This is a genomic window from Rhizobium gallicum bv. gallicum R602sp, assembly GCF_000816845.1.
Taxonomy (GTDB): Bacteria; Pseudomonadota; Alphaproteobacteria; order Rhizobiales; family Rhizobiaceae; genus Rhizobium; species Rhizobium gallicum.
The window spans coordinates 2,026,181-2,052,381 of record NZ_CP006880.1; the positions used below are offsets into that span (position 1 = coordinate 2,026,181).

At 58.7% G+C, this 26,201-nt stretch carries 24 protein-coding genes and 1 pseudogene; 17 read left to right on the forward strand and 8 right to left on the reverse strand.

What is annotated here, in order from left to right; translation table 11 throughout:
- The first annotated feature begins 26 nt into the window (after positions 1-26).
- On the forward strand, positions 27-1,031 hold the full coding sequence (locus RGR602_RS32650) for a dihydroxyacetone kinase subunit DhaK (protein WP_040116064.1): 1,005 nt from the start codon (positions 27-29) through the stop codon (positions 1,029-1,031).
- A 3-nt stretch (positions 1,032-1,034) separates the two neighbouring features.
- Positions 1,035-1,682: a dihydroxyacetone kinase subunit DhaL gene (gene dhaL, locus RGR602_RS32655; protein WP_040116065.1), complete on the forward strand. Its 648-nt coding sequence runs from the start codon at positions 1,035-1,037 to the stop codon at positions 1,680-1,682.
- A 123-nt stretch (positions 1,683-1,805) separates the two neighbouring features.
- On the opposite strand, the gene RGR602_RS32660 is transcribed toward dhaL, so the two are convergent.
- Genes RGR602_RS32660 through RGR602_RS32670 form a run of 3 tightly spaced genes read right to left on the reverse strand, consistent with a single transcriptional unit; the run spans position 1,806 to position 5,100 of the window.
- Entirely contained in the window at positions 1,806-2,924 is a 1,119-nt protein-coding gene (locus RGR602_RS32660) for a site-2 protease family protein (protein WP_040116066.1), read from the reverse strand.
- Between the two features lie 3 nt (positions 2,925-2,927).
- Positions 2,928-3,713, reverse strand: coding sequence for a slipin family protein (locus tag RGR602_RS32665; RefSeq protein ID WP_040116067.1), 786 nt, complete (start codon positions 3,711-3,713; stop codon positions 2,928-2,930).
- 28 nt (positions 3,714-3,741) lie between these two features.
- Positions 3,742-5,100, reverse strand: coding sequence for an NfeD family protein (locus RGR602_RS32670; protein WP_040116068.1), 1,359 nt, complete (start codon positions 5,098-5,100; stop codon positions 3,742-3,744).
- A 974-nt stretch (positions 5,101-6,074) separates the two neighbouring features.
- On the opposite strand from RGR602_RS32670, the gene RGR602_RS32675 reads away from it, so the two are divergent.
- Complete coding sequence (locus RGR602_RS32675) at positions 6,075-6,425, forward strand: antitoxin Xre/MbcA/ParS toxin-binding domain-containing protein (RefSeq protein WP_040116069.1); 351 nt, start codon at positions 6,075-6,077, stop codon at positions 6,423-6,425.
- A gap of 9 nt (positions 6,426-6,434) precedes the next feature.
- A pseudogene (locus RGR602_RS32680) lies at positions 6,435-6,939 on the forward strand (RES family NAD+ phosphorylase).
- Between the two features lie 301 nt (positions 6,940-7,240).
- On the opposite strand, the gene RGR602_RS32685 reads toward RGR602_RS32680, so the two are convergent.
- Positions 7,241-8,524, reverse strand: a complete 1,284-nt coding sequence (locus RGR602_RS32685) for an ABC transporter substrate-binding protein (protein WP_040116689.1) — start codon at positions 8,522-8,524, stop codon at positions 7,241-7,243.
- A gap of 193 nt (positions 8,525-8,717) precedes the next feature.
- Here RGR602_RS32685 and RGR602_RS32690 point away from each other — a divergent pair, with 193 nt between their 5' ends.
- From RGR602_RS32690 to RGR602_RS32715, 6 genes are read left to right on the forward strand one after another with little or no spacing between them, the layout of a single operon-like run.
- A complete protein-coding gene (locus RGR602_RS32690; protein ID WP_040116070.1) occupies positions 8,718-11,228 on the forward strand; it encodes a hypothetical protein in 2,511 nt (836 codons plus the stop codon).
- A 14-nt stretch (positions 11,229-11,242) separates the two neighbouring features.
- Positions 11,243-12,337: a beta-galactosidase BglB gene (gene bglB / locus RGR602_RS32695; RefSeq protein WP_040116071.1), complete on the forward strand. Its 1,095-nt coding sequence runs from the start codon at positions 11,243-11,245 to the stop codon at positions 12,335-12,337.
- Positions 12,334-13,698 (forward strand): polygalacturonase PglB, encoded by a 1,365-nt coding sequence (pglB, locus tag RGR602_RS32700; protein WP_040116072.1) that lies wholly within the window; start codon positions 12,334-12,336, stop codon positions 13,696-13,698. Before bglB ends, pglB begins: the two co-directional genes overlap by 4 nt.
- Positions 13,686-14,792 (forward strand): ABC transporter ATP-binding protein, encoded by a 1,107-nt coding sequence (locus tag RGR602_RS32705; protein ID WP_040116073.1) that lies wholly within the window; start codon positions 13,686-13,688, stop codon positions 14,790-14,792. The genes pglB and RGR602_RS32705 overlap by 13 nt, the downstream gene beginning before the upstream one ends.
- 1 nt (position 14,793) lies before the next feature.
- Positions 14,794-15,789, forward strand: a complete 996-nt coding sequence (locus tag RGR602_RS32710; protein WP_040116690.1) for a carbohydrate ABC transporter permease — start codon at positions 14,794-14,796, stop codon at positions 15,787-15,789.
- 13 nt (positions 15,790-15,802) lie between these two features.
- Positions 15,803-16,849, forward strand: coding sequence for a carbohydrate ABC transporter permease (locus tag RGR602_RS32715; protein WP_170250234.1), 1,047 nt, complete (start codon positions 15,803-15,805; stop codon positions 16,847-16,849).
- A gap of 6 nt (positions 16,850-16,855) precedes the next feature.
- On the opposite strand, the gene RGR602_RS32720 is transcribed toward RGR602_RS32715, so the two are convergent.
- Positions 16,856-17,893: a LacI family DNA-binding transcriptional regulator gene (locus tag RGR602_RS32720; RefSeq protein WP_040116075.1), complete on the reverse strand. Its 1,038-nt coding sequence runs from the start codon at positions 17,891-17,893 to the stop codon at positions 16,856-16,858.
- 452 nt (positions 17,894-18,345) lie between these two features.
- Positions 18,346-19,425: a D-TA family PLP-dependent enzyme gene (locus tag RGR602_RS32730; protein ID WP_133938767.1), complete on the reverse strand. Its 1,080-nt coding sequence runs from the start codon at positions 19,423-19,425 to the stop codon at positions 18,346-18,348.
- 186 nt (positions 19,426-19,611) lie between these two features.
- On the opposite strand from RGR602_RS32730, the gene RGR602_RS32735 reads away from it, so the two are divergent.
- The 7 genes from RGR602_RS32735 to RGR602_RS32765 all read left to right on the forward strand — a co-directional run bounded on the left by RGR602_RS32735 (position 19,612) and on the right by RGR602_RS32765 (position 24,484).
- Complete coding sequence (locus tag RGR602_RS32735; protein WP_040116077.1) at positions 19,612-20,454, forward strand: transporter substrate-binding domain-containing protein; 843 nt, start codon at positions 19,612-19,614, stop codon at positions 20,452-20,454.
- Between the two features lie 57 nt (positions 20,455-20,511).
- Positions 20,512-21,174, forward strand: a complete 663-nt coding sequence (locus tag RGR602_RS32740) for an amino acid ABC transporter permease (RefSeq protein WP_040116078.1) — start codon at positions 20,512-20,514, stop codon at positions 21,172-21,174.
- 6 nt (positions 21,175-21,180) lie between these two features.
- A complete protein-coding gene (locus RGR602_RS32745; protein WP_040116079.1) occupies positions 21,181-21,840 on the forward strand; it encodes an amino acid ABC transporter permease in 660 nt (219 codons plus the stop codon).
- A gap of 13 nt (positions 21,841-21,853) precedes the next feature.
- The gene (locus RGR602_RS32750; RefSeq protein ID WP_040116080.1) at positions 21,854-22,624 is read left to right on the forward strand and encodes an amino acid ABC transporter ATP-binding protein; all 771 of its coding nucleotides are present in this window, start codon (positions 21,854-21,856) and stop codon (positions 22,622-22,624) included.
- A gap of 12 nt (positions 22,625-22,636) precedes the next feature.
- Positions 22,637-23,026, forward strand: a complete 390-nt coding sequence (locus RGR602_RS32755; protein WP_040116081.1) for a RidA family protein — start codon at positions 22,637-22,639, stop codon at positions 23,024-23,026.
- A 20-nt stretch (positions 23,027-23,046) separates the two neighbouring features.
- Positions 23,047-23,856 carry an IclR family transcriptional regulator gene (locus RGR602_RS32760; RefSeq protein ID WP_040116082.1) on the forward strand — a complete coding sequence of 270 codons (810 nt, stop codon included), beginning with the start codon at positions 23,047-23,049 and terminating at the stop codon, positions 23,854-23,856.
- A gap of 229 nt (positions 23,857-24,085) precedes the next feature.
- Entirely contained in the window at positions 24,086-24,484 is a 399-nt protein-coding gene (locus RGR602_RS32765) for a hypothetical protein (RefSeq protein ID WP_170250231.1), read from the forward strand.
- Between the two features lie 93 nt (positions 24,485-24,577).
- Here the strand turns inward: RGR602_RS32765 and RGR602_RS32770 are convergent, their stop codons facing one another.
- Positions 24,578-25,252 (reverse strand): 4-carboxy-4-hydroxy-2-oxoadipate aldolase/oxaloacetate decarboxylase, encoded by a 675-nt coding sequence (locus RGR602_RS32770; protein ID WP_040116083.1) that lies wholly within the window; start codon positions 25,250-25,252, stop codon positions 24,578-24,580.
- 98 nt (positions 25,253-25,350) lie between these two features.
- Positions 25,351-26,187 carry an ABC transporter substrate-binding protein gene (locus RGR602_RS32775; protein ID WP_040116084.1) on the reverse strand — a complete coding sequence of 279 codons (837 nt, stop codon included), beginning with the start codon at positions 26,185-26,187 and terminating at the stop codon, positions 25,351-25,353.
- Positions 26,188-26,201: the final 14 nt, after the last annotated feature.

The window sequence follows — 26,201 nt, forward strand, 5'->3', positions numbered from 1 at the left end:
CGTGCCTGGATCAGGGGAGGATCGGCGTGAAGACCAAGAAGCTTATCAATTCCGGTGCAAACGTCGTCGATGAGATGCTGCAAGGTGTCCTGGCGGCTCATCCGGACCATCTTTATGCGGCCGAGGACATGCCACGGGCGATCATTGCCAAGAACGGGCCTCGCAAGGGCAAGGTCGGGCTGGTCATCGGCGGCGGATCCGGGCACGAACCGACATTCCTCGGTTTTGTCGGCAAAGGGCTCGCAGACGCCGCTGCGATAGGCAACGTATTCGCATCGCCGCCGCCCGATCCCATTATCGCGTGTGCCAAAGCCGTCGACGGCGGTGCCGGTGTTCTGTTCATGTATGGCAATTATGCCGGCGACGTCATGAACTTCGATATGGCCGCCGAAATGCTTGCCCTGGACGACATAGAAGTGCGGACCGTTCTGACGACGGACGACGTTGCTTCGGCCCCTTCGGATCAAATGCACAAGCGACGCGGCGTGGCGGGCAACGTTTTCATATTCAAGGTCGCTGGTGCGGCATGCGATCTCCTGTATTCCCTCGACGACGTCGAGCGCGCCGCTCGACACGGGAATTCGCGAACCTACACGATGGGCGTCGCGCTCTCGCCGTGCTCGCTGCCTCAGACGCTCAGACCGAACTTCCTGATCGGCGAAGACGAGATGGAGATCGGGATGGGAATTCACGGCGAGCCCGGCGTGGCTCGCGGGCCGCTGAAAACGGCCGACGAGGTGACTGACGAACTCATGGACAGTATTCTTCGGGAGATGAATGCGAGTCCCGGCGATCGTGTCGCCGTCCTGGTCAACTCTTTGGGTTCGACGCCGATGATGGAACTCTACATCATGATGCGTCGCGTGAAGTCCCGGCTTGATGATACCGGACTTGTCATCCACACGTCACTCGTGGGAAATTACTGCACGTCGCTTGAGATGGCCGGCGCGTCGATCACCGTTATCCACCTCGATCAGGAGCTTCAGCGCTTGATCGATCACCCCTGCGATTGCGCTATGTTTGCGAGGTGACCAATGGCGATCACAACCAGGGATCTGCAGCTCCTGTTTGCGCTCATCGCCGAGGAGATGACGAAGAACCGCGACCGTCTTTGCGAGTTGGACGGTGTCATCGGCGATGGGGACCATGGTCTCGCGATGGACGCTGGTTGTCTGGCGGTCGCGAAGGCCGTTGGCGCACTCGACTCCACCCAGACGGCGCCGACGACTGTGTTCAACTCCGCCGCAAAGGCATTTTTGAACGCGGTCGGCGCTTCATCGGGGCCCTTGTATGCCACGGCATTCATGCGCGCTGGAACTGCGGCGAAGGACAAGCAGGCATTGAGCGACGACGACTTCCTGTCTGTTGTCGCGGCGATGGTTCAAGGCATCCATGAGCGCGGCAAGGCAGAGCTCGGCGAGAAAACAATGATGGACGCCTGGAGCCCGGCGGCAAACGCTGCGCTGGATGCCCGGCGTCAGGGAGCTTCCCTTTCTCAGTGCCTGGCGGCGGCCGTTCAAGCAGCGCGCGAAGGCTGTAAGGCGACGAGCGGCATGATCGCGGGCAAGGGTCGCGCAGCCCGGTTGGGTGATCGGGCAGTGGGACACGTCGATCCGGGCGCGGCGTCGGCCGTCATCATGATTGAAGCGATGGCGGGGTTCGCATCTAGGCGTGATGATTAGCTCATTATTGCTCGGGATGCTCGAGATCCTGACCGAAAAGGGGAAGATGCCACTCATCCAGCATCAGCCGAACGGCCGGCAATGCCCGTTCCATCTCTTTCGCTCGCGTCGGCTTTTCGGAGCCTACAAGGACTTGGATCTGCGCAGGCGGCCGAATCGGAAACCGTCGGTTACGGCGGCACGGACCATCATCATTTCTCCGATCGTTTCATGCGTCAGAAGACCGATGAGATGATCCGCACCGTCCACGACCGCGATCGCCGGCACATTTCCCTGCTGCATCAAACGCAGGCTGTCCTCCAGGCTTTTGCGATGATGGATTCGCGGAATGTCGGTACGCATCGCGCTTGCAACTGACGTGTCGGGACCTTTGTCCTTCAAGGCGCGTATCATGTCGTCGCGCGTCAGCAGCCCTTCAAAGTGGCCGGCGGAATCGGTTACCGGAAATTCGCGCTGGGTTGTCGCAAGCAGCATCTCAATCGCCTCGTCGATACTCGCCGAGCGTTTAAGTTCTACGAATTTGGTGACCATTACGTCGCTGATTAGAACTCTGCTGGAGAGCTCCCGGATCTGCGCATTTTGTGCTTCCGCCGTTGCGGCCAGGTAGACGAAGATGCCGATGAAAATCAGCAGTGGGTTGTAAAGAAGACCGACGAAACCAAAAACAAAGGCAAGGCCTTGGCCGATCGTAGCGGCTATCTGCGTCGCGCGTGACCAGGTGAAGCGCGATGCGAGGGCGGCACGCAGCACCCGGCCTCCATCCATCGGAAAGGCGGGGATCATGTTGAAAAGCACGAGGAAGATATTGACGCCGGCAAGCCTAGCCAGGAAACCGCCCCCAGGATCCTCGACATCGGTCATCTGCTCGATGCCCGCTGACGCGCCGATGGCAAGAATGATCAGCGCCGCAATCGCGACGTTGACGAGCGGGCCGGCGATGGCAATCAGCAGCTCCTGATGAGGCACGTCGGGCATGCGTTCAAGACGGGCGACGCCGCCGATCGGTAGCAGCGTGATGTCGGGCGTCTTGATCCCGAAGTAGCGCGCAACGGCAATGTGACCGAACTCGTGCAGCACGACGCAGACGAAGACGGCGATAATGAAGGCGATGCCGCCCCAGGCCGCCTGCATGCCCCCGATCCGGTAATGCGTCATCCAAATCCAGACCAGCAGCAGCGCAAAGGTAATGTGAACGCGCAGAGCCGTGCCGGCGATCGTTCCGATCTTGAAGGACCAACCCATCGATCATCCCCTTGAGCTTTGCGAAGACGGGTCCGATCTTACAGGCATCAGATTGCCGAACTCCATCGGAAAGGGAAATATGATTGTCGAGCTCTTCTCGCCGGCGATCACGTTCAGCGTACTTAGATAGCGAAGCTGCATGGCCTCCGGCTGCCTTGCGAGGATTTCGGCTGCTTCGAGTAGCTTTGCCGCAGCCTGCTGCTCACCTTCGGCATTGATGACCTTGGCGCGCCGTTCGCGTTCAGCCTCCGCCTGCCGGGCGATCGCGCGGACCATGGATTCATTGATGTCGACATGCTTGATCTCGACATTGGCGACCTTGATGCCCCATGCGTCGGTCTGGGCATCGAGGATTTCCTGAATATCGCTGTTGAGCTTGTCGCGTTCAGCCAGCATCTCGTCTAGATCATGCTTGCCGAGGACCGAACGCAGCGTTGTTTGAGCGAGCTGGCTCGTCGCCGCCATGAAGTCCTCGACCTGGATCGTCGATCTTTCCGGATCGATGACCCTGAAATAAATGACAGCGCTGACGCGGACAGAGACATTGTCATGTGAGATAACATCCTGACCCGGCACGTCGAGGACCCGCGTGCGCAAGTCCACGCGGATCATTTGCTGGACATAGGGGATCAACAGGATCAAGCCGGGGCCCTTGACGCCGGTGAAGCGGCCGAGCGTGAACACGACGCCGCGCTCATATTCGCGCAGGATCTTGATCGCCGATGCGATCACGAGCAGCAAAACGAGGATGACCACAAGATAAAATGCGAGTTCTGCAAAGATGCCCATGACGCTTGCTCCTGCTTTCTGAAAGCCGCTAAGTCTCCTGCGCCCGGCGGACGACGTCTAAAGTCAGTCCGTTTCGACCGGTCACCCTGACGCTATCGCCGGCGATGAGCGGTTCGCTGGAGGTTGCCCTCCAGCGTTCGCCATGCGCGATGACATATCCCGAGGCGCCCTTCCAACTGTCGACTTTGCCCGAAATACCGATCATCTGCTCGGTGCCGGTGCCGACTTTGCGCCGATGCGAAACGATTGCGAGCCGGGCAATGACGAGGCTGAAAGCAAAACAGGCAATGGCGATGCCGGCCAGTACGGACGAGGAGACTTCGAGCTCGGGGAGATCCGTGTCGAACAGAAGAGCCGCACCGAGCACCAGTGCAATCCCGCCGCTGATACCGAGGGCACCAAAAGAGGGCGCATGCGCCTCGGCCACTGTCAAGCCGGCACCAAGGGCGAGCAATCCAACGCCGGCGTAGCTGACCGGCAGCAATGCCAGGGCATAAAGTCCAAGGAGCAGGCAGATGCTGCCGATTGTACCGGGCATCAGTGTCCCCGGGGCAAGAAATTCGAAGATCAGCCCGTATATGCCAACCACCATGAGGATGAGAGCAATGTTCGGATCGGTTATCACGGAAAGCAGACGCGTCCGCCAATCCGGTTCGAGTTCGTGAACAACAAGCCCTGCGGTTTCGAGCGGGATATCCCTTTGGCCGACCCGCACCATGCGCCCTTGAGCCTGCCTCAGGAGATCCTCGATGGTGGCTGCCGTAAAATCGATGACATGCTCTCGTGCAGCGGCGGATGATGAAAGGCTCGCAGCTTCGCGCACGGCGCGTTCTGCCCAGTCGGCATTGCGACCGCGCAGTTCGGCAAGTCCGCGAATATAGGCGACTGCGTCGTTGACGGCTTTCGCTTCACTGGCATTACGTGGTGACTGCGGCTGCCTGCCGGGCTCGCCCGGTTCATCCTTGCCCGGTTCCGTCTCGCCATCGAAAGGGCTTCCGCCAAGCGAAATCGGTGTGGCTGCGCCCAGATTGGTGCCCGGGGCCATGGCTGCAATGTGGCTGGCGTAGAGAATATATGTACCGGCACTGGCAGCACGTGCGCCGCTCGGTGCCACAAAACCTGCCACGGGCACTGGCGAGGCGATGATCGCGCGGATGATGTCGCGCATCGAAGTGTCAAGGCCACCGGGCGTGTCCATCTGCAGGACGACCAGGCTCGCACTGGTTTCATCGCCATGTTGGAGACCGCGTTTCACATAGTCAGCCATCGCCGGTCCGACAGCACCGTTCAATTTCAGCACGATGGCAACGCGCTCTGCCGCAGACACAGAAGCTGTGGGGGCGAACGGCGAAATCAGGATCAACGACAAGGCGAGTATTGGCGACATTCGCCGCCAAATCCCTAAGCTCCTTGGCCTCTTCCATAGGATATTCATATTCGAGAATATATGGCGGGGCAGCCAAATGGTAAGGCGAACCACTTTTCCCGCCAAGCACGAACCTAACGACCGGTCCTAGGCTCCGTTCGTCTTTGATCGCTTTAGGCTGAGAAGACCACCCGTCGAATACTCCGATCGGCTCAAGGAATTGTCTGGGTGAGGCCGACGCCGATTGCCGAAATCGAATCCCGGCCATGGACGCATGACGGGAGGCTGTGGCATTCGCCATCAAGGGACTGCACGAGACGCAGGATAACGCCGCTTCATCCAAGAAGCGACGTTGAAGCCATACGCCTCACGCACATTAGGGTCCCACATTTGGGCGTTCATGCAACCTTTCTAAAGCATTAAGTATGGCGTCAAACAACGCCCAACAATCAGGAGCGCGAATAATTGAGCGAGTTCGAGTGTACGCGTGGCAACAGTGCGTTGCAAACCTTATCGAGCAAGATTTGTTACCTGATCATTGCTGTCATTTTGGTGGCCTTGTGGGCAGGGACGGCTAAGAAGCACGAAGCCCATCGGGCAGCAGTCGCTGAGGTTAACGGTCAATCCTAGCCCGAACGATCCCGTCAGGCTGCGAGCGAACGTCGACAGGGATTTGCTTTCCCTTTGGCTGCGAATTGACGGTTGCATTGCCGCGTTGCCCGCTCCAGAGCTCGCTTCAAACGGAAACCGTTGGGCGGTAGGACCGTTCGGCTTTCTCAGAACGTTGAAAGCAGAAGTCCCGAGCGAACAGCGCGCAGGCCCTTGCAGCCGCTCTCAACGGGGTGTTTCCATGCAGCCCAATCCGGATCAGCTCGCGTTGTCTAGCATCGGCCAGTCTATCGATTGCGATCAGTTCCCTTCCGCAGATTGAATGCCGGCGCTTCTGACGCTATACACCGTCAGAGAGATTGGCACACTTGAACGGAGGTGAGGAGATGGATCTCGCCCAATATGCGGATAACGGGCTGTTTGCACCGCGCAAGATCGCGGACGCCTTCCGCACGACCAGAGAAGAGATCGCCCGCACGGCCGGTCTCGGCAAGGACGCAATCCAACGCAAGGACCGTATCCGCTCCGGCAAGACGCAGCGGCGTCTGCGCGAGATGATCGAAGTCGTCAACAAGGTCGAGCCGCGTTTCGGCTCGCCTCTGATGGCCTATGCCTGGTACCGCTCAGAGCCCCTGTCCGGCTTCTCGGGCCAGACAGCCATGCAGCTGGTGCGCGACGGCCGTTCGGATGAGGTGCTCGATTATATCGACGCGGTCGACGCCGGCATACATGCATAGTTCCAGCCAATGCGATATGAAGGCAAGCTCTTCCGGGCGGTGAACCCGATCTATGCTCGCCAGCCACTCTCGGGTCGGGGAGCCGAACTCTATGGTGGCCGGTTCAATCCAAAGCGGATGCCGGCACTCTACACGTCGCTATCAGTGATGACCGCGTTGCGCGAGGCCAATCAGGTCGGCAACCTGCAGCCTACAACGCTCGTCTCCTATGACGCTTTTTTCCGAGCGCGTCTTCGATAGTCGCGACGAAGATGCGCTCAAGGCCGAAGGGATGGACGCCGCCGCAATGTCAGATCCGACGTGGCGCGACCAGATGAAGGCCAGCGGCGAGGCTAGAACGCAGAGCTTCGCCAGGCGGCTCGCCGCCGCCGGCTATCATGGTCTGCTCGTCCGAAGCTTCGCCGCGGGCGCGACCGGCGAGGATCTGAACCTTGTCCTTTGGGAATGGACTGAGCGCGCGCCGGCGCGACTGATCTTGATCGACGACGAGAACCGCCTAGGTCGTCCGGAATAGCTCGTCCAACTCATGGGAAGCGAAGCTCACGCGGCCGCCACGTGCCTGCGCTGTCTAACATGTCGCTCTTCTTAGGTGGAACTTCGTTTCGGATTGAGCAGGTTGCGCTTCGGCATCTTTGGGCAATTGCTCGAAGTCGTGAAAAGCTTGATAAACAACGAAAACCCGCACGCAGTCTGTAGAAGGATCACCGCCAAACTGTCGAGTATTCGCACAGCCCGCACCGACCGTTTGCGCGCTATCCACGGCCTTCGGTCAAGGCCGTGGATGATTGTCATTCTGCAGCAGTAAGTGTGGCCAGCTATTTGGCAGCTATTGCCTGGTTGGTCTTGTCGACGTCGGCGCTCATCGCCGCATAGGTTTCGTCGAGCGAGAGTTCGCCGACGATCAACTGGCTCATTCTCTGGACGATCAACTGGTAGATCGCTGAGGATCCCTTCATGCGCTCCATGTCGCGCGCTGCCTGCGGCACGTTCTTGCGGCTCGCCAGGAAGACGGCCATCGCATCCTTAGCATTGTTGCTCGCGAGCTTGTACTGCGGGTTCTTGATGTCGGCGCCTGTCAGAATGACGTAATTCTCGGCGACCTCACGCTGAATTTTTTCCGAACCGAGAAACTCGATGAACGCGGCGACGGTCTGCGGATACTTGGTGCGCTTGAAGCCAACAATCGCGGTGCCGCCCGGCATGGCGTAGCAGCCGGCATCGCCGCACGGCGCGCTGATCGCGGTCCAATCGAAAGCATCGCCAATCTTCTGCTGGAACGGGTTCACCATCCAGTTGCCGGCAAGATAGGTCACGACGTTACCGTTGACGAATTCGTCGCCCATATTCTTGTACTGGGATCCGCCGGCCGCTCCCCACATTTCCTTCGGGAAGGAACCATCCTGTGTCCAGTTGTAAAGATCCGCAATGTAACGCTTGGCGGCATCGTCGGGAAACGAGAACTTGCCGTCCTTGACGTAGGTCGCTCCATACGAAAATGCGGCGCCGGAAAAGCGATGCCCCGATCGATCCATCGTGAAGGGAATTTGAGCACCTGTGGCCTTGGCAACACGCGCGGACGCTTCCACGATTTCCTTCAACGTGGCGCCGGACTTCGGAAGCGGTTCGCCTGCCTGTTCGAAAAGCGTCTTGTTTACAAACGGCAGATTGAATGTCTGCGACGCGACATATCCGTTGATCGACTGCGGATCATTGACGCCCGGGAAGCGAAGAATGTTGAGGCTGTCGCCATGCAGCTTGGCGAAGCCTTCGGGATCTTTCATGTAAGGACGCATGTCGAGGTAATATGGCGCGAGCTGCCAGTCGGAAATCTTGGCGACATCCGGGCCCTCGCCGACGGCAAGCTGCACAGGCAGCTGCTTGGAAACGGCGTCATAGCCGGACGACACAAAGTTGACCTTGACGTCGGGATGCGCGGCCTCGAATTCTTTGCTCAGTCCTTCCATTCGCTCGACGTAAGCCTGGTCGTCGTCGGTGAACAGGAACGTAATCGTCTTGGTTTCCGCCATGGCCATGCTGGACCACGCGAAGGAACCGGCCGTCAGAGCGAGCCCGAATGCTGCCGAAAGAGAGTGCTTCATTTCCATCCTCCCATGAAAACATTTTCATAAATCGCGATTGGGATCGTCGATAAACGAATTTCATATACTTGACATTCCTGTCGTCAAGCTATTTTCTCCGGCAATTATGCGGTTACTACAGCAAAACTCAAAAAGAAACCCGCATAAAATTGGAAATGAAAACATTTTCATTCGGTTGCGGAGGAGGCGATCTGTGAACGAAGGGCCGGGCATCGAGGCGCCTGCATACTCTGTTGGTGAAGGTCAGACCGTGACGGCTTGGGCGGTTTCTGACCTCATCGCCAGCTATTTTCCAGGTATCGCTGCGCCGGCGGAAGATCGCGTCGACTATCGTTTCGTCAATGGTTTCGTCGACGTCGGGGATCTGCCGTGCCGCAAGGCTTTCTGGTCAACAATGGTCGGGCGGGAACTCGTTGCCGATACCTCGTGGCCGACAAAGAGCCTCTACCTACCGGGCTCAAACCGCCGCGTCGAGTTCACCGGGTTCTGGCACGTGCCGACCCATCTGCGTCGATGGCTGAGGGGCACCTTCAGGACGGCATCGCCCCGCCTCCTGCATCTCAGGCTCAAGACCTGCGGCGGGGTTCGCATATGGGTCAATGGGCAGGAAGCGGTGCGTTTCGAACCGTTCAGGCGCAATCTGGAAAGTTCAACGGACATCGCTCTGTCGCTGGAAGCCGGCGACAACCAGATTCTCGTTCACTCCGAGGATCTTGCCGAACGCGACACGACCTGGTTCTTCGAACTTGAAGTACTGGACAAGGAGCCGCTATGCGTGCTGTTGCCTGTGGCGCTGGATCAGGACGAAATCCGCGAACTGGAAAACCTTGCGCGCGGCGTGCGCCCTGCACGCGACGTCTTCGTCGACCAGCCATTGGAACTGGTATTCGATACCGCACCCCAGCGCGACGTGCCGGTGGAGCTGAAGGTCATCGGCCACGGCCATGAGCGGCCTGTTCTCGCACATTCTCTCTTGACCCTGCGTGCCCATCAAAGCCGTCTGATAGCCGATAATGTGTGCCGCATTGCAGATGGCTATCACGGCGTGCATCTGACGATCGGCAGCGGGCCGGGATCGGTCACGCGCGTCATCGATGCCGCCTTTCTTGCAAACATTTCTCCATCGTCACTCAAGGCGAAACTGAAGGATCGCAAGCGGCAAGCGCTCGAATACAGCGCCCGCTTCGGAGCTGATCGCGTGGCGCGCATCATTGCAATGATGGAAACCGGCTACCAAGACCAGGCGAGCTTTGACCGCATCATGGAAGCAACGCTCGCCTCAATCGATGCGCGTGAAGATTGCTCGGATTTCATCATGGTGCCGCTTCTTTGGCTGCTTGGCGCCTATGCCGCTCAAATGCCGGCCGACACCGTCGATCGCATAAAGCGCTCCGTTCTGTCCTACCGCTATTGGGTCGACGAGCCGGGCAATGACGCAATGTGGTTTTGGAGCGAAAACCACGTGCTGTGCTTTCACACAAGCCAGCTGTTGGCAGGGCTGTTCTTGCCGGAGGAGACCTTTTCAGCTTCGGGCAGGACAGGAAGTGAGCAGGCAGAGCTTGCCGCCGCGCGTCTGGCGCGCTGGTTCGACAGCGTGGAAGCACACGGCCTTGCGGAATGGAATTCAGCGGCATACTACCCGGTCGACTTCATCGGGCTGCTGGCGCTGGAGCGCTGGGCTGAGGCGTCGATTGCCGACCGCGCACGTGCGCAGCTCGATCTCATTTTCCGGATGATCGCTCTGCACACGCTTTCGGGTGTTCCGGCTGGATCGCAGGGCCGCGCCTATGACAAGGAGCTGCGCGCCGGCCCTTTGACCGAGCTCGCCCCCTTTGCACAAGTCGCTTTCGGAACCGGTTGGCTCAACAGCGGGGTGGCCTCGTTGCCGTTGTTTTGCGCGAGCAGCTACGAACCGCCTGCCGATCTCGCCGATCTTGCAAACCTGGTTGCGGGCAGAAGCGTGGAGGCCCGCTATAGTCAGGGCCTGGAGAGCGCAAAGCTCGTCCTCTTCAAGAACGAAGCGGCACAGCTTTCGACCGTCATCGATCACAAGACCGGGCAGAAGGGACATCAGCAGCATGTCATCGATGTGCGCCTGGCTGGCCATCCCATGGCAAGGCTCTGGATCAACCATCCTGGCGAAGATGATCCATGGGGCAACCAAAGGCCGTCCTATTGGGCCGGCAACGGCATTCTGCCGCGCGTCGCCCAGTATCGTGACGTCGCCCTTCTGATTGAGGAAACCCGCGACGCACGGCATGCATGGACGCACGCCTATATCGGCCGCGACGGTCTGGACGATCTCGTCATCGACGCCAATTGGCTGATGGCGCGCTCGGGCAACGGTTTTTCTGCCATCTACGCATCGAACGGACTGGACCTGATCTCGGACGGTCCAACGGCTGGCCGCGAAGTGCGTTCCTATGGGTCGCTTTGTGGCTGGGCAGCAATTGTCGGATGCGGCGATGGCGACGCGTTCACGACCTTCGTCGAGCGCATCCGCCAGACGGGAGTCTCCTTCGACCGTGAGCGTCGACGTCTTGAGCTGACGCCAGGGGGCGGTCCGGCCATCAGTCTGTCTTATGCCGACGGGCTGTCGCTCGGTGGGCAGGCCAGGCCCTTCGCTTACGATCAACCACACCCAATCCTTACCTACGACAGTGCAGCATCCGACGCTGGCACTGAAGGACCGTTCTACTCTTGAATATAGGTGCCAGCATGAACCCAACATCTGTCGACAATGCCGTCCTCCTTTCGACCATCGATCGGGTCGCGATGGCTTTCAGCCGTCTCAAGGGCATTCGGGAAGGCCTGGTGACCGCCGAGTCCACCTCGGGGATCCAGTTCGACGAGTGGGATTGGGAAGTCGGCGTTGGTCTTTACGGCTTCCTAAGACGCGCGATTTCCACCAATGATCAAAAAGCGCTCCAGGACCTTGTGGCGTGGTACAGCAGCCAGATCGAGCGGGGCCTACCGCCACGCCAGATCAACAGCACGGCTCCGATGCTGCCGCTTGCCATCCTCGTTCAGCATGTCGATCGTCCCGATTTTCGCGCCCTTGTCGAAGACTGGGCCGAATGGTTGGTGAAGGAACTGCCCAAAACCGAGGACGGTGGCTTTCAACACGTTGTCAAAGAACGCCTCAACGAGGGCGAGCTTTGGGACGACACGCTGTTCATGGCCTGCCTCTTTCTCGCGCGCGCTGGCGTGCTTTGCAAACGCAGCGAATGGATCGACGAAGCTGTCTATCAGTTCGTGATCCACACGCGCTACCTGTCGGATCCGGTGAGTGGGCTATGGTATCATGGCTGGACCTTCAATGGACGGCACAATTTTGCCAATGCCTTTTGGGCTCGCGGCAATGCCTGGATCACGGTGGCCATCCCGGAGCTGTTCGAGCTTGTGCCGATGCTGGGGGAAAAGGACCGGCGTTACCTTTCCAATGTTCTTGCCAGCCAGGTACGTTCGCTTAAGGCGTGTCAGAGGCCGGACGGAATGTTCACAACCTTGTTGGACGACCCCTCGTCGCCACTGGAGACATCAGCCACCGCCGGAATTGCCTACGGCATCCTGCGTGGCGTCGATGCCGGCATTCTGGATACCAACGACCGGATCTACGCCGAGCGGGCGCTTTCGGCCGTGCTGGCGCGCATCGACGAGGAAGGTGTGGTCCATGGTGTTTCGGACGGCACACCGATGGGCCACGACCTCGATTTCTATCGGCGCATACCGAATGTGCCGACGCCTTACGGCCAGGCGCTCACCATGCTGCTCCTGACGGAAGTCCTTCTGGAGCGCGGTCTCCAGCAATGAGCGCGGCATCTCCAATCTCGATTGATGCGGCCGGCAGCGACGATACCGCTCGACTACAAGCAGCGATCGACAAAGCGTCGGCTTCAGGCGGCGGGCGCGTGGTGCTTGAGGCCGGCATCCATATTTGCCGGGGGCTCCAGCTCAAATCCGGCGTGGATCTTCATCTGGCCGCCGGCGCGATCCTGCGTCCGGTCGCGGACTATGACGCCTATGCACATACGACCGTTTCGGTCATTGCAGAAAAATCAAACCGCGGCATGATCGTCGCCAAAAATGCGCGGCGGATAAGCCTGACCGGCTTCGGCCGCCTCGAAGCCGGTTGCGACAGCTTCATCGTCGGCGACGACAAGACGGTCGGGACATTCATCCCGGCCGATTTTCGACCGCGCGTTGTCGTCTTCGAGGCGTGTGACGGGGTTGAGATCAGTTCCATCCATATATGCCGCTCGCCGATGTGGACGCTGCACTTTGTCGACTGCACGGACGTTGCGGTCAGGGGAGTGAGGATCGAGAACGACCATCGTCTTCCCAATACGGACGGTATTGTTCTCGATGCATGCCGCGGCGCCATCATCGAAGATTGCCTGATATCGACCGCGGACGACGGCATTTGCCTGAAGACGAGTATGGGTCCGGCGGGTGCCGCCATAGGGCAATGCGAAAATATTCTCGTTCGCCGATGCTCGATCCAAAGCTTGAGTTGCGCCCTTAAGATCGGAACGGAAACGCATGGCGATATCACAAATGCCGTATTCGAGGATTGCAATGTCTCGGCCTCCAACCGTGCGCTCGGCGTTTTCTCGCGCGACGGCGGTCGGATATCGAACGTCAGATTTTTAAGAATTGGAGTAGAGTGCCATGAAACGCTCGACGGCTTCTGGGGTTCGGGAGAAGCCTTGACGATCAATGTTGTCGACCGCGTCGCGGCGCGGACTGCCGGGGCGATCGAGAACCTGATCGTCGAAGATATAACCGGCCGAATGGAGGGGGCGATCACTTTGATTTCGACGTCTTCCGCCGGCATTCGAAACATCCGGCTGGCGCGCATAAACCTGGTCCAGCAGCCCGGGCAACTGGGCACAGGGCAATTCTATGACCTGCGCCCGACGAATGCGGATTTGGCGCCGCGCGCCGATGGAGGCGGGCGCGCCAATGCCTGGACGCGCGGTTCGGACGGACGGGTGATCGGTCTTGAGCGCTATCCGGGAGGGATGCCAGCCGCCTATCTTTCCGGGGTCACGGGTATCTTTCTGGAAGAGGTGCTCATCAAAAGGCCAGCACCCCTGCCGCAGGGATGGAACAAGATTGACGTCGCCTTCGAAACGGCGGCACCTGATGGGAGCAGGACATGGCAGAACTGAAGCTTTCCACCGTCAACAAGTCATATGGCGCCATCAAGGTCCTGCATGATGTGGAACTTGATATCAAGGATGGCGAGTTCGTCGTTTTTGTGGGTCCCTCCGGATGCGGCAAGTCGACCTTGCTGCGCATCATCGCGGGTCTCGAAGACATAACATCCGGCGCAATCTCAATCGGAGGGCGCAATGTAGGCCAGCTTTCGCCCGCCGAACGCAAGATCGCCATGGTCTTCCAGTCCTACGCGCTTTATCCGCATATGAGCGTTCGCAAGAACCTCGCTTTCGGCTTGGAGAACCTCAAGTTCAAGCGCGTCGAGATCGAGGCGCGGATTGCCGAAGCGGCCAGGATGCTGGCAATCGAACCCTATCTGGACCGGCGTCCGAAGCAACTTTCAGGCGGGCAGCGCCAGCGCGTGGCGATCGGCCGGGCAATCGTGCGCGAACCCGACATCTTTCTCTTCGACGAGCCGCTTTCGAACCTCGACGCCGCACTGCGCGTCCAGACGCGAGCCGAGATCACAAAACTCCATCGTGAGATCAAAACCACGATGATCTACGTCACCCATGACCAGGTCGAGGCGATGACGATGGCCGACAAGATCGTCGTGCTGCGCAGCGGACAGGTAGAGCAGGTGGGCGCCCCGCTGGAATTGTTTGATCACCCGCGAAATCTCTTTGTGGCAGGCTTTCTCGGTTCTCCACGCATGAATATCATAAAGGGTAAGGTCGCCAGTATCGGGGAAAGCGGCGTTATCGTCGACGTCGGCAACGGCGGCAAGCTGATCAGTGACGTGGACCTTTCCGGGATTCAGGTCGGCCAGGCAGTGCTTGCCGGCGTCAGGCCCGCGCATTTTTCACGCTCCGGTCAAGATGGGTTGCCGTTCGTCGTCCAGTATCATGAGGGGCTTGGAACCGAAACCTATGTCTATGGCAACCTGGAGGGGCAAGACGAGCAGATCATCATTCACGAGCCAGGTCATTTCGCGCCGTCACCAGGTGACCGCGTCCTGATCAACTCCATGCCTGTGCGCGTTCATCTCTTCGATCCTGAAAGCGGCCTGGCGTTTGGCCGGCGGCAAGGCCAAGGGAGGCGCTGATATGACGACGCCCAAGAAAGGTGCGGTCCTTTATCAGGCAGGCGAAACGATCATGCGAGTGATCGAGGCCCCCGTAAACGGAATGGAGCGCGTGCTTGGCCGGAAACGCATGCCATGGCTGTTTCTGGCACCGAATTTGGTTCTGTTCGGCATATTCACGTTCCTCCCCATCGCAATCGCCGTGGGTTACGCCTTTACGGGCGGGACGAACCTTTTCGTGTCGGACCGGCCGTTTGTCGGCTTGGACAATTTTCGCACCCTGCTTGCCTGCGATGACTATCTGAGGCCCGGAACTTGCCGGGAATCGCTTTTCTGGACGGCTGTGTGGAATACGCTTTGGTTCGTGGCATTCAACGTCGTCGCAACATTGCTCGTCGCCCTTGTAACAGCACTGATACTCAATCGAGCAATCGCCGCGCGAGGCTTCTTTAGAGCAATCTTCTTCTATCCGGTATTGCTGTCTCCCGTCGTCATCGGCCTGATCTGGAAATGGTTCCTTGATCGGAATGGGCTGCTGAACGCCTTCCTGCAGATGGTCGGCGTACCCCCGGAAATCTTCCTTTTGGATGTCGGTTGGTCGCGCTTCTTCGTCGTGGTCGTCTCCGTCTGGTTTCACATGGGTTTTTACACCCTCATCCTCCTTGCCGGTCTCCAGGCCATCCCGAAGGAGCTTTATGAAGCCGCCTCAATCGATGCAGCCTCGCCTCGCCGCACGCTCTTCAGGATCACGCTGCCCCTGCTGGGGCCGAACCTTCTGGTCGTTCTGATACTTCTGATGATCAGGTCCGTCCAGATTTTCGACGAAGCCTGGGTTCTTACGAATGGCGGTGGCCCGGGCACAGCCAACAGCTTTATCGTGCAATACATCTACCAGATGGCTTTCAGCAGCGATCTGCGCCTCTTCGGCCTTGCATCCGCGGCATCGGTTCTCATGGGATTGGTGCTTTTGGTACTGACGCTGATACAGCTGCGCCTTGGCCGGCGAATGGAGTCATAAAATGAATAGCCTTATGAATCCCATCAGCTTTCTCACGCGCACGCGCCGGGCCGGACGCATCGATATGACCGACATACTGTCATGGATCTGGCTATTTGCCGGAACCCTTGCGGTGCTTGTTCCCGTTGTCTGGGCGGGCCTTTCCTCTCTGAAGCCGGCGGCTGAGATCACCCGGTTTCCGCCGACGCTGCTTCCCCGCGCTGCCGTCGAGCAGACTGTAGCGGGATTCGACAAGCCGCTTAGCCTTTGGCAGGTCACCATTGACGGTGAGAAGCGCGAAATGGCGATGGTCCGCCGTATCGGTCTCAAAGCCCAAATGGTTGACCCTGTCAGTCCGCAAAAGCCCGTCAGCGTCGATGTAAAGAGTATCACGCCCGTGCAGCGGTTGACCGTGGCCACCCAAAACTACGCCGATCCATTGACGCGTTTCAACTTCCTGACCTTCCTCAAGAACTCGGTGTTCGTCACGTTCGTCGCAACGGTTTTGACACTCCTGGTCAACGCCATGGCAGCTTTCGCATTGTCGAAATACCGGTTTCGCGGCGACAAGACGGTTTTCGTGATCATCATTTCAACCTTGATGATCCCACTCGCCGTCGTCATGGTCCCGGCATATCTGGTGGTCGTTGGCGTTGGTCTTGCCGATAACCTGTGGGGCGTCATCCTTCCGACGATCGCCTCTCCGACGGCCGTGTTTTTGCTGCGACAATATATGCTGACAATTCCCGATGAACTCATTGAGGCTGCACGCGTTGATGCGGCCAGCGAATTTTGCATCTTCTGGCGAATCATTTTGCCGCTGACGGCACCTGCCTTGGCGGTGCTGGCGATCTTCTCCGTCCTTTGGCGCTGGAATGATTTCCTCTGGCCGCTTATTGTCCTCAATAGTCGAGAGAATTTTACACTGCAGGTCGGCCTGAATGCATTTCAGGGAGAATTCTCGGTCCAGTGGCATTACATCCTTGCGATGACTTTTCTCAGCCTGCTCCCTGTGACGATCGTGTTCGTGTTTCTGCAGAAATACATCACCACAGGTATTGCCGGAACCGGGATGAAGTGATCCCGGTCAGCGTGGCGACGCAATGCTGCCACGCAAAACGAGATGGCATCCCAGTTCCAGGCGGTGAGCCGGCCGCTGCGGATCATTGGCGATCAGACGCTGTTCGATCAGGGACAAGGCAGCAGCGCCGAGCCTGTCGGCCGGTACACTGATCGTCGACAATGGCGGACGACTGAACTCGCCTCGGACGATATCATCGAATCCCAGCACGGAAATCGCCTCCGGCACGCGAATGTCACGATCAGCCAATGCCTTCAGGCATCCAAGCGCCAGATTGTCGGCGGCGCAAAAGATGGCGGTCGCCCCGCGCATTTCAGGATCCTGATCAAGCAGCGCATTGATGGCCGCCTCGCCATGTCTGGGTTCATATCCTTCAGCCTCAAGGATCATGCCGTCCAGAATAGGAAGCTGCGCGGCAAGAAACGCGTCGGAAAAGCCGTCATATCTGCGCTGGATCGTCGTGCGGCCCTTCCAGGTCAGGTGCAGAATTCGACGATGTCCGAGCGCGAGCAGATGTTCGATAGCCAGTCGCGCTCCGAAGCGGTTTTCCGGCGTGACCGTATCGACCAGCATGGCCGGATCCTCGCCGTTTATGATGACGACGGGCATGCCGGCAGAAGCAAGACTTCGGATGAGTTCCGGCTGATCGTCGTTCAAGATCACGATACCATCAGCACGCTCCGAAAGCGCAATCTGTCTTACCTGATTACCATCGATTCTCCGGCCGGTGCTGACAAAGGGTACGGTTCTGATCCCGCGTCGCTCACATTCCTTCCGAAGGCCGTTGAGGATCGTCCAACTCACCAAGTTGAGGTCACTTTGCGGAGCGGCATCGTCGGGAATTGCAAGAAGCAAGACGCGCAACGCGGCAATTGTCGCCCTCTTCCTTCGGCGCTCGAGATAACCCAGACGTTTTGCTGAATTCAAAACCCTCTCACGCACTTCGATCGTGAGTGGGGCGGTTCCGTTCAGGGCGTGCGAGGCCGTGCTGAGGGACACATCCGCATCGCGCGCGACATCTTTGAGATTGACTTTGCGTTCCACTTTTCCGTCACGAGTTCTAATCGCGCCTTCGAAGGCATGTGAGCTAACTCGATGTTTTTACATAAAAACTTTCAAAAAGCCATGTGTATTATGCCAATAATTTGCCGTTCTCCGACGAAGATCGACCGCAAAGCTGCCGAAGGAGATCTGGTCGCGGCGATCTTTGCGGTCGCCGCAACGCTGAGGTGGGTCGGTCTTCCGTCGTTGCTCGGGCTGGCGGAGGACGTCGAGGAAGGCCTGGCGCCCTGCGATCTCTGCTTTCGTCACGACCGTTCATGGCATAGATCGAAGCGCTGCCGACGAGGGTGTTGTGGCGCTCGGAGCCGCAATATTGGCGCCCATGCCGTCCGAGAGCCCGAGTAGAGGAAAGGACGACCTCGTAAGGACTTGACCAAGAGGCTTGGCTTCGGGAAGCGTGCGCGCATCAGGCGACTTCCTGCCCCGCCAATTGGTCAAACAATTTTTCCACGTGCGACGACGGGCCAGATGTCCGGTCCAGTCCGATCGCCACTCGTCACCATGACCGCGTCAACCATATTGGTGACGACGCAGACATGATTTGGCACGATCCGCACCTTGTCCCCGACCTTAAGGCCGATCGCGCCCCTGCTGACCAGCCTTCCATGCTCTTCCGAAAGCTGGTCGATCGTAACGTCGTCGCGTCCGAGCACATGACCGTAACCTGCAAGGCCGAGCAAGTCTGAGGTCAGCGTCTTGGATCCGGCGTCGATCACGGCTCGATCCGGTGCGGGAACGGAGACGACGGTGGCGAGCACGTTCAGTGCACAGTCCTCCCAGCCGCAGACGCCGCGCGCCACGAGCGATCGGTCATTGTAGACATAGGTTCCGGGACGATACTCCGTCGTTATCGGGGACTCGGCCGCATGCATCATGGACGGCGTACCGCCTGAGGAAACAACCGGAACGGTGAGGCCGCGCGCATTGATGCGAGTAGTGGCCTGCCGCATGAAACGTTCGACCTGCGCCTCGCCGCCTGCCGGCGGATAAGTCATCAACCCGCCGAAAACGAGGCCGGGAGCCGCCTGGATCGCGACAGCCAAGTTCTCGGCCTCCTCGACCGTGGCTACGCCGCAGCGGTTTGCGCCCGTATTACATTCCACGAGCACCGCCAGCGGCGCAGGCGCGGCATGGAAGGCCGACGACAACCCGTCGACGACCGCGCGGCTATCGGCGACGACCGACAGATTTACTTTTTCGGCCAACGCCTTCAGGCGCTCCAGCTTGGCCGCACCCATAATATTGTAGGTGATCAGTACGTCGCGTATGGCGTTGCTGCCGCAAACCATCGCCTCGGCTTCCGAAACCTTCTGGCAGGTGATGCCGATCGCGCCCGCTGCAAGCTGCATCTCTGCGACGGCTGGCAACTTGTGTGTCTTGATGTGAGGGCGCACACGCAGACCGTGGCTGTCTGCATAATCCTGGAAGCGCTGGATGTTCCGCTTCGCGATGTCGAGATCGATAAGCACCGCCGGCGTGTCGATCGCCGTCAAATCTTTAGACGAGAAGGGCATGGGAGCCTCTGAAAACCGTATGGGAATGCTGCACTGCCGGAAACCTGTCGTCAATCGACGCTGCATCTTTATGGCAGAACCTATTGACAAGTCATTCCTCATACCTCTTGATATGTCAATCCAATAACACAGACACATGTCCGATATATTGGATTATCAGAAAAACGGTCAATCAAGGGGAACACGATGACCAATTCCGTCCTCGCCGGCACGATGTCGCTGGCCGTCGCCACAGCTCTGTTTTCCACCCCCGTCCTCGCCGATGGCAGCAAGCTCGACGAAGTGCTCGCCCGCGGCCATCTTGTCCTTGGCACGGGTAGCACCAACGCGCCCTGGCACTTCAAGAGCGCAGACGACAAGCTTCAGGGCTTCGACGTCGATATGGGTCATATCATCGCCAAGGCACTCTTCGGCGATCCCGAAAAAATCGAATATGTGAACCAGTCCTCCGACGCCCGCATACCAAACATAACGACAGGCAAGGTCGACATCACCTGCCAATTCATGACCGTAACTGGCGAACGCGCTCAGCAGGTTGCCTTCACCATTCCTTACTATCGCGAAGGTGTGGGTCTGATGCTCAAAGCGGACGGAAAATATGCTGATTATGCCGCACTGAAGGCGGCTGGTTCGTCCGTCACCGTCTCGGTCCTGCAAAATGTCTATGCCGAGGCCATGGTGCATGCTGCTCTGCCGGAGGCGAAGGTAGACCAGTATGAATCCGTGGACCTCATTTATCAGGCGCTGGAATCTGGACGCGCCGATACAGTTGCGACAGACCAGTCTTCGCTCGCCTGGTACATGACGCAGAATCCGGACCGTTACAAGGATGCCGGCTACGGCTGGAACCCGCAAACCTACGCCTGCGGCGTCAAGCGCGGCGATCAGGATTGGCTGAACTTCGTCAACACCGCTCTGCACGAAGCCATGACCGGCGTTGAGTTCGACGCTTACGCCAAGTCTTTCAAAACCTGGTTCGGCAAAGATCTAACCCCGCCTCAGATCGGCTTCCCGGTCGAATTCAAATAACAGCCGTGTGGAGCGGGACCTGTTTCCCGCTCCCTCGGCCTCAGGGGAAGGCACGCCATGGGTTACACTCTGAATTTCGCCGCCGTTTGGCGTAATTTCGATTTTCTGTTGAGCGGGCTCGCGCTGAGCCTTGGCCTTGCGGTGATCTCGATCGTGATTGGAGCGGTGATCGGCCTGTTTTCGGCCTTCGCACTGACGGCGAAGAACCGCTACGGGCTCGCAGCAGCGCAGGTCTATGTCACGGTGATCCGCAACCTGCCGATCCTCGTTCTGGTGCTATTTGCCTATTTCGCGCTGCCGCAGATGGGCGTCCGCCTCGATAAATTGGAAAGCTTCGTGCTGGTTTTGTCCCTATACTCGGGTGCTTATCTCGCCGAAGTATTCCGGGCCGGATTATTGTCAATTCCGGCAGGTCTGACGGAAGCCGGGCTCGCCATCGGCCTGACGGGGTTGCAGATCCGCAGTTCCATCATTGCTCCACTGATGCTGCGTAACGTGCTGCCGTCTCTGTCTTCAACGATCATTTCGCTCTTCAAGGACACTTCGCTCGCCGCCGCCATCGCCGTGCCCGAGCTGACATTTGCGGCCCGCAAGATCAACGTCGAGAGCTTCCGCGTCGTAGAAACCTGGATGGTCACGTCCGCCCTCTATGTCGCAACCTGTTTTTTCATCGCCGCCTTGATGCGTTTCGTCGAGGGCCGCCTGGCCCTGCCGAGGTAAGCCCGGATGTCCCACACCTTTCTCGAGCAACTCTGGATCGCCCGATACGTCATCATGAACGGCCTCGCCATGACTGTGTCGATCTCTCTGCTGGCCATCCTGGCGGGTTCCGTACTCGGCGTTTTCGTCGGCTTGGCGCTCGTCTACGGCGGCACTGTTTTGCGCTTAGTGGTCCGCGCCTATACGGACGTTATTCGCGGCACGCCGGTGCTCGTGCTCGTACTGGCGAGCTATTACGTCTCCGCAGCCGCCGGAGTTGATCTCGGGCCGTTTTCGGCAGGTGTCCTCGCACTTGCGATCTTCTGCTCCTCGCATGTCGGCGAAATCGTGCGTGGAGCCCTTCAGGCAATCCCCAAGGGACAGACCGAAGCCGCCAAGGCGATCGGCCTGACCTTCACTCAGACCTTCACCTCCGTGCTATGGCCGCAGGCCATGCGCCAGTGCTTGCCGTCCTGGGTGAACACGGCGGCCGAGATGGTAAAGGCCTCAACCCTGCTTTCTGTCATCGGTGTGGCGGAGCTTCTCCTGCGCACGCAGGAGATCATCTCCCGCAATTTCATGAGCCTGCAGTTCTATTTCCTGGCTGGCGCGCTTTATTTCATTGTCAACTACGGCATCGAGCAGTTCGGCAAATATGTCGAGCGCAAGACCGCCCTGCCGTCCTGAAGAGGCTTCCCCAATGGTCAAGACCATTCTCGACATCAAGGGTCTGCGTAAGACCTACGGCACCCACGAAGTCCTCAAGGGCGTCGATTGTAGCGTCCAGGAAGGTGAAGTCATTTCTATCATCGGCTCGTCCGGCTCTGGCAAGACGACTTTGCTTCGCTGCATCAACATGCTCGAAGAATTCCAAAGCGGCACGATTAGTCTGGACGGTGAGGAGATCGGCTATCGCGTCGAAGGCGTGACCCGGCGCCGCAAGAGCGAGAAAGAAATCGCACGCCAGCGTGCACTGACCGGCATGGCGTTTCAGCAGTTCAATCTCTTCCCCCACATGAGTGCGGCTGAAAACATCATGCTTGGTCTCGTCAAGGTGAAGAAAATGACGAAGCCGGAAGCCCGCGCCATTTCCGAAAAATGGCTCGACCGCGTTGGCCTCGCCGCTCGCATGGACCAATATCCCGGTCAGCTTTCCGGCGGCCAGCAGCAGCGCGTCGCGATCGCCCGTGCCATCGCCATGTCGCCGCGGCTGATGCTGTTTGATGAAGTGACCTCTGCGCTCGACCCTGAACTAGTGGGTGAAGTGCTTCAGGTCATCAAGGGGCTTGCCGCCGACGGCATGACCATGCTGCTCGTCACCCACGAGATGCGCTTCGCCTACGAAGTTTCGTCGCGTGTCATCTTCATGAACCAAGGCGTCATCTGCGAGGAAGGCGACCCGAAGAAAATGTTCGTCACTCCAAAGACAGAGCGGCTCGCTGAGTTTCTCAAAACCTCAAGTTTCAACTAGAAGAGAGATCCCATGACAATCAAGCGTTACGGTGCTGGCGAAACCGGGGCCGGCGGACAACCCCTGCCCTTTGCCCGGGCGACGGAAGCAGCAGGCTGGCTCTATGTCTCGGGCCAGGTTCCCATGGAAAAGGGCGAAATCGTGCCCGGCGGTATTGTCGCACAGAGTCGCAAGGCGATTGAGAACATGATCCGTATTCTCGACGAAGCCGGCTACGGTCTGGAGGATGTCGTGCGCGTTGGGGTATGGCTCGATGACCCCCGCGATTTCTGGAGCTTCAATGGCGTCTATGCTGAAATTTTTGGCGGGAATGCACCGGCACGTGCTTGTGTTCAGTCGCGGATGATGGTCGATTGCAAGGTGGAAGTCGATTGCGTGGCCTATCGCGCCGATCGCACCTGACAGCAACTCCGGAGAAGAACATGACGGAAGCCTCCGGCGACACGGTTTCACGACGGACGCGAGGACTGGATCGTGCCTTCGAGATTCTTGAGTTCCTGCGTGTGAAGCGTCGGCCGATGCGCCCGAATGAGATCGCTGCGGAAATCGGCGCGCCGCGCTCCTCAATCTACGAACTCGTCAACCTGCTGCTCAACCACGGAATGTTGGATTATCAGGGCGGCGACGGCAGGGTCTTTCTCGGCCGCCGCCTCTATTTCCTCGGCACCGCATATGCCGAGCAGTTCGACCTTATGCGCGAGTGCGATCGTATGCTGGTCCATCTCGCCGAGGAAACGCGTGAGACAGCGCAGATGTGTCTGCTCGAGGGCAACAAATATACGGTTGCAATGATGCGCGAGGGCATCCGGCCGTTCCGAATCTCCTCGAATGTCGGTGAACTCGTTTCCATTCCCTGGACCGCGTCAGGCCGCCTCCTGGTGTCAAACCTTTCGGATCAGGAAATCCTTGAACTTATCCCGCCGCAGGATTTCGTTTTGCCAAACGGCCGGCGGCTGGAGCCCGCGGATTTCATCGCCCAAGTGAGGCAGGCAGCACGCGATGGATATTTCACCTTCAATAGTGAAGTGGAGAATTTCACCCATTGTTTGGCTGTCCCGATTCATCAGGCTGATGGTGCCTGCATCGCCACGCTGTGCCTGGTTGCCCCGCGCGAAGACGGGCTGCGCAATCGCGCTGCCTATCTCGATAGCCTGTTGAACGCAGCACAAGAGATTTCCGAAAAGCTCGGATTCAATTCACTTTCAAGACGCGCTTCCACATCGCGCGTTTGAAGAGTAACAGCACTCCAGCCTCGATTTCGCGACGGCCGCACCGGTTGCGCTCAAGAGTGTGATACCCTTCCCGGGTTCCTAACCCTTGCCGATGAGATGGAAGATGGGCTAGAGACTACGATGCGTTTCGATCACAAGCGTGCCGATTGCGCGAATTGGAAAAGCGCGGCACCCCGCGCGCCCGCGAAAAAACCCAGGGCGAGGAAGACCTCGCTGACATGTAGATTTGTTGCAGATCGAAAAGCTGTTTTACCGAGCGCGAGTGGCCTTGTGGCGCACCAGGGCCGTCCTGGGGCGGGAGGCCACCGCTTGGCCCATGACGGTGGAAGTATCGCATCACATCGATGCATCCGAGCCTGACGCTGATGGGTTTTGTGACTACCATTACGAGTACGATGTGTTTGAGTTCACAGATGGGTCCGTGACCTTCTTAGCGCGTGCATATAGCGACGAGCCTGAAAAGGCGGCAATGATGGCGCGGATCGAAGGGCAAGACCATCATCTTCTGACAAGGCGGGATCTCTGTCATCCGCTGTTTATAAAGGCCGCAGCCTATCTGCGCGCAGGCGGCAAAACCGACCTCGATTGGCTTGACAGAAGGAGCCGCGCCTATGTCCCGTTGACGTAGGAGATTGGGGTGTGTCGCGGCAATAATTGTGTTCGCCGCTTGACTATAAAATAAAGCCAGCAACAAACGGCAGGACTTCGGCGCGGGCCGGTCTCAGATGTCGACGACCAGCCCCTTGGCTTTCAAGACGGCTTCAAGCTTGCTGACTTCGATCACCGACCTGCCCTGCTTATAGGCGTCGATATAGCCGGCTTCGGCATCCTCGCGGGCCTGCGATAGCCGGGCTGCCTCCTGGACTTCAGCGCGCCGGACAACGACCAGGCCATCGGCATCCCCTACGATGATATCGCCGGGATTAACGATCTCCCCACCGACGATGATCGGATCATTCACGGCGGCGATCGTTTCTTTGACGGTGCCCTTGATGCAAACACTGAGCGAGAAAACCGGGAAGCCGAGTTCCCTCAGCTGAAGCGTATCGCGCACTCCGGTATCGGTCACCAGTCCGCCGATGCCCTTGGCAAGGCAGGCATTGGCCAGCACGTCGCCGAAAGAGCCGGCTTCCTCGTATTCGCCGGCCGACACGACGATGATGTCGCCTGGCTTTGCGTAGTTGATGGCGAGCTGCAGCATGATGTTGTCACGCGGCGCGCATTTCACGGTGAAGGCCGGACCGCACAGCTTCATGCGATAATCAACCGGCTTAAGGCGAGAGGAAAGTGCTCCCCTGCGTCCTTGAGCTTCATGGATTGTTGCCGGCGAGAATTTGGAAAGTGCCGCGACATCAGCCTTGCTTGGCCGTTCAGCGATGTCTCTGATGTGGATCATAAAAACCCCCTAGATAAGACCGGCGGCGAGCACGTCGCGCCGCCTGCAGTCTTCAGTGTTTTGCGATTAGGTTCTGGCCGCGCCGAGCGAGTGGCAATTTACGGGATCGGATCGAATTTCAGCTCGGAGAGCGATACGACCTTGTCGGTCCGCGTCATCTTGTATTCGGTGTTCTGGCCAAGCCACTTGTCCCAGATCTTGTTGAGCTCGCCCGACGTATCGAGCTTGCGAAGCACCTCGTTGATCTTGGCGGTCAGGTCCGGATTGTCCTTGGCCATACCGATGCCGATCGGCTGGTACAACATCGGCTCCTCGATCATCCGCATTTCTTTGCCCTTGGTCTTCGATTCATTGACGAACTTGGTCGTCGTCATGGTGTTGGCCACCATGCCCCTCGCCTTGCCCTGCTGAACGGCAAGATAGGCCGAAGCCGTGTCCTGGAATGTCAGGGGCTCGGACTTGTTGAGCTTGATCGACATTTCGGATGTGGAGCCCTTGGTCGAGGCAATTCTCTGACCCGCGAAATCCGCCTTGCTTTTGCCAGGATCGGAGGCCGGGACGATGAGCATTTCCTTCGCGAGATAGTAGGGATCACTGAACTGAATTTGCTCGGCCCGGCTCAATGTATAAGCGAGATTGGCAACGGTAATGTCGACACGGCCAAGCTTGACCTCCGGCACGCGCGCTTCGACCGAGACTGGCTTGATCTCGGCCTTGACGCCCAGTTCCTTGGCGATGGCGTTGCAAAGATCGACGTCGAAGCCAGCCATTTGACGCGTCTTCAGATCGGGGGACGCAAAGGGTGGAACGTCGGCAAAGGTCGCGCAGCGCAACGTTCCTGCGGATTTGATTTTCTCCAGCTGATCCGCTTTCGCCGGCGAGATCACATTTGCGCCAGCTAAGACGACACCCATGATAAGATATTTCCAGTTCATTGCTGTTCTCCTTT

What these genes read in the sequence shown, in the direction of transcription:
- dhaL (WP_040116065.1), top strand. Translation starts at nt 1,035, where the DNA reads ATGGCGATCACAACCAGGGATCTGCAGCTCCTGTTTGCGCTCATCGCC.
- RGR602_RS32660 (WP_040116066.1), bottom strand. Translation starts at nt 2,924, where the DNA reads ATGGGTTGGTCCTTCAAGATCGGAACGATCGCCGGCACGGCTCTGCGC.
- RGR602_RS32665 (WP_040116067.1), bottom strand. Translation starts at nt 3,713, where the DNA reads ATGGGCATCTTTGCAGAACTCGCATTTTATCTTGTGGTCATCCTCGTT.
- RGR602_RS32670 (WP_040116068.1), bottom strand. Translation starts at nt 5,100, where the DNA reads ATGTCGCCAATACTCGCCTTGTCGTTGATCCTGATTTCGCCGTTCGCC.
- RGR602_RS32675 (WP_040116069.1), top strand. Translation starts at nt 6,075, where the DNA reads ATGGATCTCGCCCAATATGCGGATAACGGGCTGTTTGCACCGCGCAAG.
- RGR602_RS32685 (WP_040116689.1), bottom strand. Translation starts at nt 8,524, where the DNA reads ATGAAGCACTCTCTTTCGGCAGCATTCGGGCTCGCTCTGACGGCCGGT.
- bglB (WP_040116071.1), top strand. Translation starts at nt 11,243, where the DNA reads ATGAACCCAACATCTGTCGACAATGCCGTCCTCCTTTCGACCATCGAT.
- pglB (WP_040116072.1), top strand. Translation starts at nt 12,334, where the DNA reads ATGAGCGCGGCATCTCCAATCTCGATTGATGCGGCCGGCAGCGACGAT.
- RGR602_RS32705 (WP_040116073.1), top strand. Translation starts at nt 13,686, where the DNA reads ATGGCAGAACTGAAGCTTTCCACCGTCAACAAGTCATATGGCGCCATC.
- RGR602_RS32710 (WP_040116690.1), top strand. Translation starts at nt 14,794, where the DNA reads ATGACGACGCCCAAGAAAGGTGCGGTCCTTTATCAGGCAGGCGAAACG.
- RGR602_RS32715 (WP_170250234.1), top strand. Translation starts at nt 15,803, where the DNA reads ATGAATCCCATCAGCTTTCTCACGCGCACGCGCCGGGCCGGACGCATC.
- RGR602_RS32730 (WP_133938767.1), bottom strand. Translation starts at nt 19,425, where the DNA reads ATGCCCTTCTCGTCTAAAGATTTGACGGCGATCGACACGCCGGCGGTG.
- RGR602_RS32735 (WP_040116077.1), top strand. Translation starts at nt 19,612, where the DNA reads ATGACCAATTCCGTCCTCGCCGGCACGATGTCGCTGGCCGTCGCCACA.
- RGR602_RS32740 (WP_040116078.1), top strand. Translation starts at nt 20,512, where the DNA reads ATGGGTTACACTCTGAATTTCGCCGCCGTTTGGCGTAATTTCGATTTT.
- RGR602_RS32745 (WP_040116079.1), top strand. Translation starts at nt 21,181, where the DNA reads ATGTCCCACACCTTTCTCGAGCAACTCTGGATCGCCCGATACGTCATC.
- RGR602_RS32750 (WP_040116080.1), top strand. Translation starts at nt 21,854, where the DNA reads ATGGTCAAGACCATTCTCGACATCAAGGGTCTGCGTAAGACCTACGGC.
- RGR602_RS32755 (WP_040116081.1), top strand. Translation starts at nt 22,637, where the DNA reads ATGACAATCAAGCGTTACGGTGCTGGCGAAACCGGGGCCGGCGGACAA.
- RGR602_RS32760 (WP_040116082.1), top strand. Translation starts at nt 23,047, where the DNA reads ATGACGGAAGCCTCCGGCGACACGGTTTCACGACGGACGCGAGGACTG.
- RGR602_RS32770 (WP_040116083.1), bottom strand. Translation starts at nt 25,252, where the DNA reads ATGATCCACATCAGAGACATCGCTGAACGGCCAAGCAAGGCTGATGTC.
- RGR602_RS32775 (WP_040116084.1), bottom strand. Translation starts at nt 26,187, where the DNA reads ATGAACTGGAAATATCTTATCATGGGTGTCGTCTTAGCTGGCGCAAAT.